This window comes from Micromonospora sp. LH3U1 (assembly GCF_028475105.1).
Classification (GTDB): domain Bacteria; phylum Actinomycetota; class Actinomycetes; order Mycobacteriales; family Micromonosporaceae; genus Micromonospora.
Genome location: NZ_CP116936.1, coordinates 890,765 through 904,936 on the forward strand (window position 1 = coordinate 890,765; position 14,172 = coordinate 904,936).

Annotated in this window: 16 protein-coding genes; 9 read left to right on the forward strand and 7 right to left on the reverse strand. The window is 69.6% G+C overall.

Annotated elements, in window-relative coordinates; translation table 11 throughout:
- Positions 1–65: 65 nt before the first annotated feature.
- From PCA76_RS04215 to PCA76_RS04225, 3 genes are all read left to right on the forward strand, one after another.
- On the forward strand, positions 66–668 hold the full coding sequence (locus PCA76_RS04215) for a PadR family transcriptional regulator (protein WP_272619174.1): 603 nt from the start codon (positions 66–68) through the stop codon (positions 666–668).
- 126 nt (positions 669–794) lie between these two features.
- Positions 795–1,754, forward strand: a complete 960-nt coding sequence (locus PCA76_RS04220; RefSeq protein WP_272615421.1) for an ATP-binding cassette domain-containing protein — start codon at positions 795–797, stop codon at positions 1,752–1,754.
- Between the two features lie 16 nt (positions 1,755–1,770).
- A complete protein-coding gene (locus PCA76_RS04225) occupies positions 1,771–2,526 on the forward strand; it encodes an ABC transporter permease (RefSeq protein ID WP_272615422.1) in 756 nt (251 codons plus the stop codon).
- Positions 2,527–2,640: 114 nt separating this feature from the next.
- On the opposite strand, the gene PCA76_RS04230 is transcribed toward PCA76_RS04225, so the two are convergent.
- The 6 genes from PCA76_RS04230 to PCA76_RS04255 all read right to left on the reverse strand — a co-directional run bounded on the left by PCA76_RS04230 (position 2,641) and on the right by PCA76_RS04255 (position 7,494).
- On the reverse strand, positions 2,641–3,294 hold the full coding sequence (locus PCA76_RS04230) for an O-methyltransferase (protein ID WP_272615423.1): 654 nt from the start codon (positions 3,292–3,294) through the stop codon (positions 2,641–2,643).
- Positions 3,291–3,959 (reverse strand): Maf family protein, encoded by a 669-nt coding sequence (locus PCA76_RS04235; protein WP_272615424.1) that lies wholly within the window; start codon positions 3,957–3,959, stop codon positions 3,291–3,293. Before PCA76_RS04235 ends, PCA76_RS04230 begins: the two co-directional genes overlap by 4 nt.
- Before the next feature lie 239 nt (positions 3,960–4,198).
- On the reverse strand, positions 4,199–5,293 hold the full coding sequence (gene mycP, locus PCA76_RS04240) for a type VII secretion-associated serine protease mycosin (RefSeq protein WP_272619176.1): 1,095 nt from the start codon (positions 5,291–5,293) through the stop codon (positions 4,199–4,201).
- Between the two features lie 59 nt (positions 5,294–5,352).
- Positions 5,353–6,744, reverse strand: a complete 1,392-nt coding sequence (locus tag PCA76_RS04245; RefSeq protein WP_272615425.1) for a hypothetical protein — start codon at positions 6,742–6,744, stop codon at positions 5,353–5,355.
- Positions 6,741–7,199, reverse strand: a complete 459-nt coding sequence (locus tag PCA76_RS04250; RefSeq protein ID WP_272615426.1) for a hypothetical protein — start codon at positions 7,197–7,199, stop codon at positions 6,741–6,743. The genes PCA76_RS04245 and PCA76_RS04250 overlap by 4 nt, the downstream gene beginning before the upstream one ends.
- A gap of 88 nt (positions 7,200–7,287) precedes the next feature.
- Complete coding sequence (locus PCA76_RS04255) at positions 7,288–7,494, reverse strand: acyl-CoA carboxylase subunit epsilon (protein ID WP_272615427.1); 207 nt, start codon at positions 7,492–7,494, stop codon at positions 7,288–7,290.
- 90 nt (positions 7,495–7,584) lie between these two features.
- Here PCA76_RS04255 and PCA76_RS04260 point away from each other — a divergent pair, with 90 nt between their 5' ends.
- Positions 7,585–9,603, forward strand: a complete 2,019-nt coding sequence (locus tag PCA76_RS04260) for a serine/threonine-protein kinase (RefSeq protein ID WP_272615428.1) — start codon at positions 7,585–7,587, stop codon at positions 9,601–9,603.
- Positions 9,604–9,668: 65 nt separating this feature from the next.
- Positions 9,669–9,896, forward strand: a complete 228-nt coding sequence (locus PCA76_RS04265; protein ID WP_272615429.1) for a hypothetical protein — start codon at positions 9,669–9,671, stop codon at positions 9,894–9,896.
- 82 nt (positions 9,897–9,978) lie between these two features.
- Here PCA76_RS04265 and PCA76_RS04270 read toward each other — a convergent pair whose 3' ends face one another.
- The gene (locus PCA76_RS04270; RefSeq protein WP_272615430.1) at positions 9,979–10,731 is read right to left on the reverse strand and encodes a GH25 family lysozyme; all 753 of its coding nucleotides are present in this window, start codon (positions 10,729–10,731) and stop codon (positions 9,979–9,981) included.
- Between the two features lie 158 nt (positions 10,732–10,889).
- Here PCA76_RS04270 and PCA76_RS04275 point away from each other — a divergent pair, with 158 nt between their 5' ends.
- The 4 genes from PCA76_RS04275 to PCA76_RS04290 all read left to right on the forward strand — a co-directional run bounded on the left by PCA76_RS04275 (position 10,890) and on the right by PCA76_RS04290 (position 14,152).
- Positions 10,890–11,633: a M50 family metallopeptidase gene (locus tag PCA76_RS04275; protein ID WP_272615432.1), complete on the forward strand. Its 744-nt coding sequence runs from the start codon at positions 10,890–10,892 to the stop codon at positions 11,631–11,633.
- A gap of 125 nt (positions 11,634–11,758) precedes the next feature.
- The gene (locus PCA76_RS04280) at positions 11,759–12,742 is read left to right on the forward strand and encodes a ketopantoate reductase family protein (RefSeq protein ID WP_272615434.1); all 984 of its coding nucleotides are present in this window, start codon (positions 11,759–11,761) and stop codon (positions 12,740–12,742) included.
- 62 nt (positions 12,743–12,804) lie between these two features.
- Positions 12,805–13,305: a SigE family RNA polymerase sigma factor gene (locus PCA76_RS04285; RefSeq protein ID WP_272615435.1), complete on the forward strand. Its 501-nt coding sequence runs from the start codon at positions 12,805–12,807 to the stop codon at positions 13,303–13,305.
- The gene (locus tag PCA76_RS04290) at positions 13,298–14,152 is read left to right on the forward strand and encodes a hypothetical protein (RefSeq protein ID WP_272615436.1); all 855 of its coding nucleotides are present in this window, start codon (positions 13,298–13,300) and stop codon (positions 14,150–14,152) included. Before PCA76_RS04285 ends, PCA76_RS04290 begins: the two co-directional genes overlap by 8 nt.
- Positions 14,153–14,172 lie beyond the last annotated feature (20 nt).

Below are 14,172 nucleotides of genomic sequence, written 5' to 3' on the forward strand. Positions count from 1 at the left end.
CCGCACTGCGCCGCCACCTTCTAGTCAAACTTGTCTATTACGCTTGTCAGGTGTCTTCGACTCGGATGATGATCCTCGGTCTGGTGCGGTGGATGCAGCCCGTGCACGGATATGACGTGCGTCGCGAGCTGTTGAGCTGGAACGCCGACAAATGGGCGAACGTGCAACCCGGCTCGATCTACCACGCGCTGCGCAAGCTCAGCGAGGAGGGCCTGCTGCGCGCCGTCGCCACCGAGCAGGTCGGCGCCCGTCCGGCGCGCACCACGTACGAGGTGACGGCGGTGGGGGAGGACGAGTTCCAGACGTTGCTGCGCGGCTTCTGGTGGGGGTTGTCCGAGCCGCTGGACCCGTTCTCCGCCGCGTTCTCCTTCCTGCCGGCGCTGCCCCGCTCCGAGGCGGCGGCCGCGCTGCGAAACCGGGCCAACCTGCTGCGCGCCAGCATCGAGTCGATGCGAGCCTCGCTGGAATCCGACTGGATGCGCAACACCAAGCCGGTGCACGTCGGTTGGATGTTCGAGCTGTGGTCGGCGCGGGCGGAGGCGGAGATGGGTTGGTGCGAGCAGATCGCGACACGGATCGACTCGGGAGTGTCATACCTGCCTGCTGAGCTGGAGAACGGGGAGGTCTGGCCGCATCAGGTGGGCAGTCGCTCCCCAGACGCGAAATAATCAACGTTGACTAAAAAAGCTATATCGCGTTAGCCTGCTGGCGCACAGCGGGGGAGTGCGTCGTTCGGCGGCCTCCCAACCTTGACGGCCGGCCCAGTCGCCGGCCCCGGACGACCAGGAGCAGAGATGATCGAGACCAGGGGGCTGCGGAAGTCGTTCCGCTCCCGCGCGGGTCGAGAGACGAAGACGGTGGACGCCGTGCGGGGCGTCAACCTTGAGGTCGCCAAGGGCGAGATCTTCGGCTTCCTCGGCCCGAACGGCGCCGGCAAGACCACCACGCTGCGGATGCTCGCCACGTTGATCGAGCCGGACGGCGGCGAAGCCACCATCGCGGGTGCCGACCTGCGTAAGGACCCGGCCGAGGTGCGCCGGCGGATCGGCTACGTCCCGCAGGGCGGCAGCACCTGGGACGAGTCCACCGCCCGCGAGGAGCTGGTGCTGCACGCCCGCATGTACGGCATCGGCAAGGCCGACGCACAGCGGCGCGCCGCCCGCGCCCTGGATGCCTTCCAGCTCACGGAGTACGCCGACCGTAAGTGCAAGACCTACTCCGGCGGTCAGCGCCGGCGGGTGGAGATCGCGCTCGGCATCATCCACGAGCCGAAGATCGTCTTCCTGGACGAGCCGACCACCGGCCTCGACCCGCAGAGCCGCGCCCACATGTGGGACGAGATCCGCCGGCTACGCGGCGACGGAATGACCGTCTTCATCACCACGCACTACCTGGACGAGGCCGACGCACTCTGCGACCGGATCGCGATCATGGACAACGGCGAGGTGGTGGCCGAGGGCACGCCGGCCGAGCTCAAGCGGGAAATCTCCGGCGACGTGGTGCTGGTCGGCCTCGACCTGGCCGCCACCCCGCAGGCCGCGAAGGCGCTCGACGGTGAGCCGTACGTCAACAAGCTGGAAACCGTCGACGAGGGCGGCCTGCGCCTCTACGTCGACGAGGGCGCCACCGCCATCCCGCAGGTGCTGCGCAGACTCGACCACGCCGGGCTGGAGCTGCGCTCGATCGAGCTGCACCGACCCAGCCTGGACGACGTCTTCCTCACCAAGACCGGCCGCTCGCTGCGCGAGTCCTGACCAGAAGAGACGACTCATGAAATTCGCCCGTGACACCTGGCTGATCTTCCAGCGTCAAACCCAACTCCTGCTGCGCAACCCGGTCTGGGTCTTCGTCGGCGTGTTCCAGCCGGTCATGTACCTGCTGCTCTTCGCCCCGCTGCTCAAGCCGGCACTCAACGCGCCCACCCAGGCCGCCGCCTACAAGATCTTCGTACCCGGTCTGCTGGTGTTGCTGGCGATCTTCGGCGGCCTGTTCCAGGGCTTCGGCCTGATCGCCGAGCTGCGCGCCGGCGTCATCGAACGCTCCCGGGTCACCCCGATCAGCCGGCTCGCCCTGCTGCTCGGCCGCTCGCTGCGCGACGTGGTGTCACTCCTCGTGCAGGCGGTCATCATCACCCTGCTGGCGCTCCTGTTCGACCTGCGGGTGTTCATCGGGGACCTGCTGTTGGCGTACCTGATGCTCGCCCTGATCGCCCTCATGACCTCGGCCGTCTCCTACGGCGTCGCACTCAAGGTCAAGAGCGAGGACGCGCTGGCCCCACTGATGAACACCGTGGCGCAGCCGGTGCTGCTGCTCTCCGGCATCCTGCTGCCACTGACCTTCGCGCCCGGCTGGTTGCAGGGCATCGCCAACTGGAACCCGTTCTCCTGGGCGGTCGACGGCACGCGGGCGCTGTTCGCCGGTGACCTGGGCAGCGACAAGGTCTGGCAGGGCCTGACCATCACCGCGGTCCTCGCCGCGTTGGGCGTCTACTGGGCCGCCCGCCAGTTCGCCCGCAGCGTCCGCTGACGCGGGCTCTTTGATCAACACGAGTTCCTGGATGTCGGGGTGTCCTTCGCGTGAGGACACCCCGACATCTGCGTTCAGGCGGGGCAGCTCTCGGCCCCCGGTGGTTCCTGGCGCTCAGCGCACCCGGGCGAGGGTCAGGCCGTCCGCGATCGGAAGCATCACCGGGTCCACCCGTACGTCAGCGAGGACCTCGTCGTTGAACGCGGCGATGGCCCGGTCGCCTTCGTTCTGCGGGGCGGTCACCCGCCCACCGCGCAGCACGTTGTCGACGGCGATCACCCCGCCCGGTCGCATCCGGGGCACCAGCTCCGCCCAGTAGATCGGATAGCCGGTCTTGTCCGCGTCGATGAACGCGAAGTCCAGGTAGCGCTCGTACGGCAACTCCCGCAGCCGGTCCCCGGCCGGGCCGATGCGCAGATCGATCCGGTCCTGCACGCCGGCCAGAGCCCAGTAGCGCCGGGCGATGCCAGTGAACTCCTCAGAACTGTCGAAGCAGGTCAGCCGACCACCTTCGGGCAAGCCGCGGGCGATCGCCAGCGACGAGAGCCCGGTGAACGTGCCGACCTCGACGGCCTGCCGCACGTCGAGCAGCCGGGTGAGGAACGTCAGGAACGCGGCCTGCTCCGGGGCCACCTGCATGGTGGCGTGCTCCGGCAGCACCGACCGGGTCTCCTCGGCCAAATTCCGGATGATCTCGTCCGGCGGCGAACCGTGCGCGACCAGGTAGGCGTGCAACTCGTCCGTGAGCGGAATCGACTTGGTGGTCATGACCGGACGGTACCGAGCGGCTCGACCGATTGCCCCCCGGGCGCGACCTTCGTCCACAGGTCGGTGATCCGCAGGTCCAACTCGGCGAGGAGCCGACGCAGCAGCGGCATCGACAACCCGACCACCGTCCCCGGGTCACCCTCGATCCGCTCCACGAACGGCCCACCCAGCCCGTCGATGGTGAACGCGCCGGCCACCGCCAGCGGCTCACCACTGGCCACGTACGCGGCGATCTCGTCGTCGCTGATGTCCGCGAAGTGGACGGTGGTCGAGGCGACCGCCTCCGCGCGCCGCCCGGCGGTAACGTCGATGAGGCAGTGCCCGCTGTGCAGAACGCCGCTGCGCCCCCGCATCCGCAGCCAACGCCGGGTCGCATCCGCAGGGTCCGCCGGCTTGCCGAGGATCTCCCCGTCGAAGGCGAGCACCGAGTCGCAGCCGATCACCAGCGTCCGCTGGTCGGCGCCAGGGCTGAGCCGGGTCAACACCGCCTGCGCCTTGAGCCGAGCCAGCTCCAGGCACAACTCCTCAGCCCGATCGGTCACCACCAGGGACTCGTCCACCCCGCTGACCAGCACATCCGGCTCAATACCGGCGGCCTGGAGGGACTTACGACGGGCAGGGCTAGCCGAAGCGAGCACGAGGCGGAGCGGCAGAGATTCAGACACCTACCCGACGTTACCGGCTCACCACCCCCGCAACGACCTCCCCAGCCCCGACACGACCGCCCCGCCCCGACCCGCCCTGCTCCGACCCTCCCGCCCCGGCCCGGCGGCGCGTTGATCGACTCGGCCCGGGCGGGCCCGGCGGCGCTTTGATCGACTCGGCTTCCTTGATATCGGGGTATCCCACCGCTCGGACACCGCGACATCAAGGAACGCGAGTCGATCAACGCGGCGCCGGCCAGTCAGCGACTGATTCTGGGCGGCGGATCGTCCCCACGCCGACGCCGTCGCGCCACCACCACCCATCCGACCCCGGCAGCCAAGATCACCCCGAGCGTGGCCAGGCCACGTGCCGTCGCGCCGCTGCCGTCATCGCCCGGCTGAGCACCGGCCCACGTCGTCGAGCCAGCACCGGCCGGCGCGCTCACCGACTCAAAACCCAGCGGCGGTACGTCCGCAGTCAGCGCCGCAACGAGGTCGATCACGCCATAGCCGTACTCGTCGTCGCGCCCAGGCGGGCCCTTGTCGACGGCCGTAGCCGTCAGCCGGTGCGCCACCTCCCGCGCCGGCAGGTACGGGTACTTAGATCTGATCAACGCGGCAGCCCCGGCCACAATCGCCGTCGCGTCAGAAGTTCCAGTGCCTTTGCGGTACTTGCCGTCAATACTCGTGCTGTAGATGTCAACCGCCGGCGCGACCACGTCAATCTCCGGTCCGGTAACCGAAAAGCTGGCCGAGTTTCCAGCCCGATCAACGCCGCCTACGGCAATAACTCCGGGATAGGCCGCAGGAAAGCTGACGAACTCATCACGGGGTTTGTTGCCTGCCCCTGCAACCACGGTGACGTTTGCTTGTATTGCCAACTCCACGGCGCGCTTTAGTTGAGTATTTGGCCCTGCGACTGAAGAGATGCTGACCACCGTCGCCCCTCGGGAGACCGCGAACTCTATCCCGGCCGCAAGGTTGTCGCTGTCACCATCTTGATCTGTCCGACTGGTTCGAATGGGTAGGATACTGGCTTCTGGGGCGATGCCGAGAGCGCCGCTGTTGTCCGGCTGTCCGTGAGCAGCGATTAGCCCTGCCATTCCGGTGCCATGGCTACTCTCGTCCTGCCAACCGTCACCGCTGCCGGCGGCGACGATGTCGGTGCCGCTGAGGAGATTTCCGCGCAGATCAGGGTGAGGTGCCACGCCGGTGTCTGGCACGGCCACAATCACCCCTTTACCCTTGCTGATCCTTTGTGCTTCGATGGCGTTGAGGTAACTCAGATGCCACTGATCCCTCCGTACCCGTTCAACACCCGCCGAAGTCTGGCTGCCTTGCGCTTGCCGCAGCACAGGCAGTGCCGTGGCCGTGAGGCTGAAGCTTGCCAGTAGTACTCCGCAGGTCTGCAGGATCAATGGTCCAGACCAATGGCCGGGCCGGGATCGATGGGACCCTCTTCTTTCGGCGGTCGAACAATTGGTGTGACGCCTTCGTCTGTGTCCCAAGGGCGGTCTGGATCCCAGCGGCGCTTCTCGTCATCCTGCTTTGCCCGGACGTCAGGCCGCGCGGATGCAATGCCACCCGGACTTGCGCCGGTGCTGCCACTAATGCTGGAGCCGGTGCCGAACGGCGAGATCCCGTGCAGCGCGCTTGAGCCTCGGCCGCCCCCCGGACGAGAGCCTGCACCGCCAGTGGGTCCCGTTCCGGCGCCCCCACCGCCGATTAGACCGCCCACCGGGTTGATGCGCCGGGGTTGGCCGGCGCTGGCCCCAGGTTGACCAAGTCCCATTCCAGGCATCCCGCCGATCAGGCCGCCGGGCGGCATCGGTCGCGGTTGTGCAGAAGGATTCCCCTTGGATCCGGTGTTGCTTGCCGGGAGATCGGTCGCGTGGGGTCGCGAGCGCGGTGCCTGTGAGATATCACCACGCGCAGAGATGACAGGTGGTATTGGCGGTGCCCCGAAGCCAGGAGTTGGACTGGGCGGCGTAAGTGGTGTAGCACCAGGCGGGACCGGGGTTATGGGGCCAGAGGCAATGACACTGCCTGCGCCGCCAAGAACTGGCCCGACGCCAAGGCTTGTTGATGATGTCCCCACCTGACTTGCAGCGGCGCTTGGCCGAGTTGTCGAGGCTGGTGGGAGTGGCACCGGGACTACGGGAGGAATGACAGGAGCGACGGAAGTCCCGCCGTAAACGTCGGGATCGCTCTGGTCAATGCCGGGATTGACCCTCGGGCTGGGTGGTGGTTTTTGGAGGGTTGCTTGGGCTTGTTGGAGTTCGCCGCTGAGGTTGAACATCATGGCCCGGGCCTGCGCGTTCAGCCGTTCCAGCTCCACATCGGTAACAGGCGCCTGCGTTGCCCGGTTGCCCATCACCGCTTTCGGGTCGGCGGCTATCGATTCGTACGCCTGCTTCTGCTGGAACTTGGTCGCGTACTCCTCGTGGATCTTGCGGAGTGCGGCGCGGGTGGTGCCGATGGCCTGGGTGGCGGCGGACAGCGCGGTGTAGTTCGCGGCGGCGGCGTCGTGGGTGCGCTGCACCTTGCCGATCAGTTCGTCGAGTTCGGCGAGGTACGCGGTGGAGGCGGCGCTGGTTTCGGGGGGCCAGGCCCGGGCGAGCCCGCGTCGGTATTCCTGGAGGCGACCGAGGTGGGTTTGGGCCAGGTCGCAGACTTTGCGCCAGCCGGCGACCTGCTTCCAGTGGTTGGTGGTGTCGTGGTCCTGTAGGCAGGCCCACATGTTGTTGACGTCCATGAGTTGCCAGTCGGTGAGGCCGGAGGTGCGGCCGGTGCCCCGTTCGATCACGGCAGCACCACCGGCCCTTCGGCGTCGGGGCCGGTCGGGTCGGTCAGCATCGGCGTGGGGCCGCCGGGCAGCATGGTTGCCGGGTTGGCGAGTGCCTGTCGTACGTCCACCACTCGGGCGGCGGTGAAGGCGTCGCTGTCGGCGTATCGGGTGGCGACCTGATCGGCGGCGGCGGCCAGGTGGCCGGTGGCGCCTCGGACGGCGTACACCATGTCGGCGGTGGCCTGCTGCGTCTCGTGGTGCGCGTGCAGGAATGTGACCAGCTCGATGAAGGCGTCGCACGGGTTGGGCAGCTTGGCGGACATGTCTTCGGCGATGTACGACAGGTGGGGCGCGTAGTTGCTCTCGACCTCGGCGGCGAGTCGATCGGCGAACTCTCTGAGCTGGCTGATGTCGGCCTCGATGCCGCCGTAACCGTGCAGCCAGGGTGTTGGCCGGTCTTCTTCGGGGATCATGGATCCTCCCTACCTGTCACGGCACCGTTTCCCTGAGTGAGGGTAACGGCTCTCCGTGCCCCTGGCAGCCCCCGCGCGGCGGGTCGGGTCAGCGGGGCAGACCGGCGGTGCGCCACGCACCAGGGCCCATGGTGCGGCCGGCCGGTCGACCGCTGCGCGTCCAGGCGGACGCGGTCGCCGGCTCGGGGGCGGCGGCGGGGCGGGACCGGACGACGATCGCCCCCACGAGGGCGGCCAGTTCCTCGGCGGTGGGCACGCCGCGCACGACCCGGAACAGCGGCTCTTCGGCAGACATGACGCCAGGGTACGCGGGGCGAAGTTGCGGGAAGCGCACAGTGGCGTGCCGGCGGTGTGAGCGTCGGCGGGTCCGGGTACCGTCTCACCGATGTCGAGTGCGCTTCCCCAACTTGTCGCTGACCGATACCGGCTCCTGTCGCCGCTCGGCCAGGGCGGCATGGGCCGGGTGTGGAAGGCGCGCGACGAGGTGCTGCACCGCGACGTGGCCATCAAGGAGTTGGTGCCGCCGCCCGGTCTCACCGACGAGGAGCGCCGCGAGATGCGGGAGCGTTCGTTGCGGGAGGCCCGGGCCATCGCCCGGCTCAACCACGTCAATGTCGTTCGCATCTTCGACGTGCTGCGCACGGACGGCGATCCGTGGATCGTCATGGAGTACGTGGCGTCGAGGTCGTTGCAGGACACTCTCGCCGAGGACGGGCCGGTGTCGGTGGCCCAGACGATCGAGATCGGCCTCGGCGTGCTGGGCGCTCTCAGCGCCGCCCACAAGGCGGGTGTCATGCACCGGGACGTCAAGCCCGGCAACGTGTTGCTCGGCGAGGACGGCCGGGTGGTGTTGACCGATTTCGGTCTCGCGACCATCCCCGGCGACCCCAACGTGACCCGCACCGGCATGGTGCTCGGGTCACCCGCGTACATCTCGCCGGAGCGGGCTCGGGACGGCACCGCCGGGCCGGAGGCCGACCTGTGGTCGCTGGGCGCGACGCTCTACGCGGCGGTCGAGGGCAAGTCGCCGTACGCCCGGCCGTCGGCGATCGGCACCCTGGCCGCGTTGGCCACCGAACCGATGCCTCCGCCGAAGAACGCCGGCCCGCTCAAGGCCGTGCTCAACGGACTGCTGCGCAAGGACCCGACCGAGCGGATCACCGCCGAGGTGGCGGAGCGGTTGCTGCGCCGCGCCGGGGGCAAGCGGGCACGCGGGATTTCACTGCTTGATGGCGTACGCCGGCCGGGGCCGAACGGTCCGCGCGAGCCGCGCCTGCCGGTGGTGCCGGCCCCACGACCGGCCGAGAGTGTCGACCGGCCGGTGTCACCGCCGCCGGCCGCCGCCGCGACCACCTCTGCAGCCACCTCCGGTGCCGCCGCGACCCCCGCCGCCGATGCCACGCCGACGGCCGTCGTTTCCGGTGCGGTCGCCGACCCAACCGCGGTCGTGCCGGCCGAGTCGGCGGCAACGGCCCCGGCCGAGCCGACCGCCACGATCGACCGACCGTCCGACGCTGACCCGTCCGATGCCGAGCCGACCGCGAAGGTCACGGCCGCGCCCGACACGAGCGGCGACGGTACGACGAACGTCGACGACGAGCCGACGGTTGTCGACGGTCCGCCGGTGGCTCCGGAGCAGCGCAAGCCGACCACACCGACGTCGCTGATGCCGCCGGTGAGTCCGGCCGGCCGCGCGGCGGTGCCGCCCTCGGATGGCACGAAGCCGAACAACACCCGACGCAACCTGCTGATCGGTGCCGTTGTCGCCCTGCTGCTGATCGGCCTCGTGGTTGTCGTGCCGATGCTGACCAAGGACGACGACAGGACCCCGCAGGCCAACCCGACCAGCGCTGCCACGACCTCCGCGCCCGCGCCGACCTCGGCTGCGGCGCCTCCGCCGCCCACCAGCGGTGCCCCGAGTCCGTCCGCCTCGGCCACTCCCTCGGTAGACCCGAACGCGCTGCCGGCGGGCTGGAAGCTGCACCGGGACCCGGCCGGCTTCGCCCTGCCGATCCCCGGTGGTTGGGTGCGTAGCCAGGTCGACGGCAACACGGTCGTCTTCAACCAGTCCAACGGGCCGGGAAAGCTGCTCGTGCAGTGGACCAGCACCCCGAGGAAGGATGCGGTCGCGGACTGGCGGGAGCAGGAGCCGAATCGCGCGAGCCGCGTCAACAACTACGAGTACCTCAGCATCGAGCGCTGCACCTTCTGGAAGACCTGCGGTGACTGGGAGTGGCGGGAGACCCGGGATGGTCAGCGGATCCACGTCCGCAACCGCGGGTTCGTGACGGCCAAGAACCGCGGTTACGCCCTGCGGTGGGAGATCGCGGAGAAGGACTGGCGGGCCAACCTGCCGAACTTCGACCGGATCGCCAAGGGTTTCGTGCCCGACCGCCAGGACTGAAACTGATTCGCATGACCTTGCGTCGTCCTGGGTAATTGACCTTCGACGACGGAAGGAGGCACGACATGCGTTACCGACGGAGGGACGCTCGGCCTCGGCTGGCACTGTGGATGCTCGTGGCGCTCGGCGACGCGATCCTGCTGCTGGTCGCGGTGGGGATTCCGGCGCTCATCGCACTGCTCGGCGTCGTGGTTGTTACCGCTTTTGGTGTGGCCGCCTGGCGGCTGAGCCGGAGGGACACTCTGGCTCGCGAGGAAGCTGTGGTGCCGGCGTTGAGCCGGCGGCGGGCCTGACCCGTACCGGGTGATGTGGCGGCAGCCGGACCGATTGTCGACCGTGTGGTGACCGTCGATCCCGCTGCCGCCAACGGCCCGATCAGGTGTTGTTGGCCAACGCGATCAGCCGACTCCGGTCGCCGTTCCAGTAGTTGCGGTCCACGTTGCCACTGATCCCGGAGACAGCGCCGGTGCTGGTGTACTGCCAGAAGCTCCACACCGAAGCGCCGGCCGGCAGGGCGCCCGGCGTGCTCGACCAACGGGCCAGCCAGAGCGGGTGGTTCGCCCACGGGCCGGTCCAGCTGCCGGTGCACTGGTTCCACCAGCTGGCGGTGGTGTAGATGACCGCGTACCGGCCGGTGCGGGAGCGGTAGGTGTTGAGGAAGTCCTGCACCCAGTTGCGCATCCCGGTCGTGCTGAGCCCGTAGCAGTAGCCGCCCGCGTACGGGTTGCCCTCGATGTCCAGGGCCGCCGGCAGGGTGCGGCTGTCCGCCGACCAGGCGCCGCCGTTGGAGGCCAGGTAGTTGGCCTGGGTCGAGCCGGCAGAGATGTTCGGTCGGGCGAAGTGGTACGCCCCGCGGATCACCCCGGCGTTGTACGAGTTGACGTAGTTCGCGTTGAAGCGCGGGTCCTTGTAGCTGGTGCCCTCGGTCGCCTTGATGAAGGCGAACTGAATGCCCGCGTTGCGGACGCTGGTCCAGTTGATGGAGCCCTGGTAGTTGGACACGTCGATGCCGGGTGTGGTGGCGGCGGCCGCCGGTCCGGCGGTCGCGACCAGGGCCGCCGCCGCGGTGGCGAGGACGGTGAGGCCGGCCGCGAGCGCGCGGCGCAGCGATGCTGAGGTACGGGCCATGAGTGCCTCCAAGGACGTCGCTCTATCGACATCCATCTTTGGAGCTAAGTGCCCTAGATCGCAAGGGTCGCTGAAGAAAGTTTCATCGAGGATGGTCAGCGTCTCGCGAGCCGGTGCCTCGGGAGCGACACGGAACGCCGCCGGTAGGCTCGCGCCCCATGATGTCGATCGACGGCTTGGGTGACCTGTGGGACACGCTGTTCGGCGCGCAGCCGGACCCGCCCCCGCTGCTGGTGCTGATCACCGCTGCCGTCGCGCTGGTGGTGGTGTCCACCCGGCTGCCGTGGCGGATCGCCCGTAACGCCATCACCATCGCGCACGAGGGCGGGCACGCCCTGATCGCCCTGCTCACCGGCCGCAAGCTGCACGGCATCCGGCTGCACTCGGACACGTCCGGGCTGACGCTCTCCGCCGGCCGCCCCACCGGACCGGGCATGATCCTCACCCTGCTCGCCGGCTACGTGGCCCCGCCGCTCGTCGGGTTGGCCGGCGCCTGGCTGCTGGGCGGCAACCGGATCACCCTGCTGCTCTGGGTCGCGGTGGCCCTGCTGCTGGCCATGCTCGTCATGATCCGCAACGCCTTCGGTGTGGTGTCGTTGCTGGTCACCGGTGCGCTGGTCTTCGCCGTCTCGTGGTACGCGACGCCGCAGGTCCAGGCCGCGTTCGCGTACGCCGGGGTGTGGTTCCTGCTGCTCGGCGGGGTGCGGCCGGTGGTCGAGCTGCAACGGATGCGCTCGCGTGGCCGGATGCCCGCCTCCGACGCTGACCAGCTCGCCGGGCTCACCCCGTTCCCGCCGCTCTTCTGGGTGACCGTCTTCGCCCTGGTCAACCTGGCCGCCCTGGTAGCAGGCGCGCTCCTCCTGGCCGGCCCGATCCTCACCAAGGCCGGCCTAACCGTCTGACCCCCCTTACCTGGTCGATCATGGAGTTGTGGCGGGCCGCATAAGCCGTGATTCATCCGCAGTCGGGCACCACAACTCCATGATCGACGGTGGAAACGCGGGCATGGGCGGGCAGAATGGGGAACATGCGATACGTGATCATCGGCGCGGGAGCGGTCGGCGGGACCATCGGCGTACGGCTGGCTCACGTCGACCGGGACGTGACCCTGGTGGCCCGGGGTGCGCACCTGGACGCGATCCGCGGGCGGGGTCTGACCCTGCGGCAGCCCAACGGCGAGGTCACCGCCCAGCTCACCGCCGTCGACGGGCCCGGTGACCAGCCGCTGCCGGCGGACACTGTGCTGATCCTCACCGTGAAGTCGCAGGACACCGCTGCCGCGCTGGGCGCCTGGGTGGACGCGCCGGTGGTCGGTGGCGGCACGGCCGGCGAGCGTCTGCCGCTGGTGACCGCACAGAACGGGGTGGCCAACGAGCGGGCCGCGCTGCGGCTCTTCGCCGACGTGCACCCGGTCTGCGTCTGGCTGCCGGCCACCCACCTGGATCCGGGCGTGGTGGTGGCCAACGGGTACCCGCACCCCGGGATGCTCCACATCGGGCGGTACCCCGGTGGGGCCGACGACACCGACCGGGCGATCGCCGAGGATCTGAGCGCCGCCGGGTTCGTCGCCCCGGTACGCGCGGACGTGCTGCGTTGGAAGTACGGCAAGCTGCTCAGCAACCTCGGCAACGGCCTGCAGGCGCTGCTCGGCCGGGACATCCCGGACGCGCTGGTCGAGCGGGTACGCGCCGAAGGTGTCGCCGTACTCGCCGCCGCCGGCATCGCACACACCTCGTCGGAGGAGGAGAAGGCCGAACGCGGTGACCTGGTGGGGCAGCGCCCGGTCGACGGCGAGGCCCGCTCCGGTGGCTCCACCTGGCAGAGCCTGGCCCGGGGCACCGGCTCGACCGAGGTCGACCACCTCAACGGAGAGATCGCGCTGCTCGGCCGGCTGCACGGCGTACCGACGCCGGCCAACGTCGCGGTCCAGCGGGCCGTACGCCGGGCGGTCCGGGAGCGGATCGCGGCCGGCGCGTTCCCGCTCGCCGACCTGGAGAAGATGATCGCCTGACCGGGGCAACCGCCGACCCCGCCCGGTGCGTGTTCCCAGCGACCGACACGGGGAGGTAGCGGGTGCCGGACGTCGACGGGTTCGACGAGTTCTACCGGGGGAGTCGGCAACGGCTGCTCGGGTTCGTCTACGCCCTCACCGGCGACCGGGGTGAAGCGCAGGACGCCGTGCAGGAGGCGTACATCCGGGCGTGGCAGCGCTGGTCGACGATCAGCGGGTACGACGACCCGGAGGCGTGGTTGCGGGTGGTGGCCAGCCGGATCGCGGTCAGCCGGTGGCGCAGTCTGCGGAGCCGGGCCCGCGCGTACCTGCGGCACGGTGCGACGGAGACGGTTCCCGGGCCGGGCACCGACACCGTCGAGGTGGTCGCCGCGCTGCGTCTACTGCCCGAGGAACAACGCGTCGCGATCGCCTTGTACTACCTGATGGGCATGCCGGTCGCCGACGTGGCGCGGGAGACCGCAGCCCCGGTGGGCACGGTCAAGGCTCGACTCTCCCGGGGGCGTGCCGCGCTCGCCGGTCTGCTCGCCGTCTCTGACCTGGAGGAGGCAACCGATGCGTGACGACCCGACGTTCGTCGAACAGATCCAGCGGGACCTGCGGGACGTGCGCTGGCTCGCCCCGGAGGAGATCCGCTTTCGGGGCCGTCGCCGCAGCCAGCGCAAGATCGTGGTGGCGACCGTCGTGCTGGCCCTCGCCGGGGTCTCCGCCGTGGCGGTCGCCGCGCCGAGGACGTCCCCGCCATTGGTTCAGCCGGCCGCCTCCGCCTCGCCGACCCGGCATGAGATCACCACTGACGCCCTGCTGCAGCCCGCCGACCTGTCGCAGCAGGTCGATGTGCAGCTCAGCCAATCGGGGCTGGGTGAGCCGGTCCGGCTGGCGGACATGCTCGACTACTGCCGGACGAGCCAGGGACGGTCGGAGGGCTGGCAGATGTCGATTCTGTCCCGTTCGCAGACGTTTGTGCCCAAACGCGCTGCGCCGATCCTCAAACAGTCGGATGGTCTGGTCACGCAGGATCTCTTCCGGCTGGCACCCGAGACGGCAAGACAGCTCTTCGCCAGTTTGGACGACCTGGTCGCTCCGTGTGCCGAGTGGTTGAACGTTGGGCCGATCCTGACGGCAGGAGGGACCCGCACGGGGGAAGCGCTGCACCGGTGGTCGGTGGTGCGGCGGGGCTTCGCCGGGGACGAGTCCGCCGTCCTGCGGGACTCGCTCACCGTCACCCGGGACCTGGAGACCGGGCAGCCGCTCGGCGACGCTCCGTCGCCGATCCTGCTGGCGGTTGTCCGGGTCGGCGATACCGTCTCGGTGCTCCGCCTCGGCTACGACGGCACCGAGGCCGAACTCATACGGCTCGCCGTGGCGGCGGCAGCCCGGATGTGCGCCGCCGCCAACCCTGCCTGCTGACCCCCGGCTCGGGGCCAGCA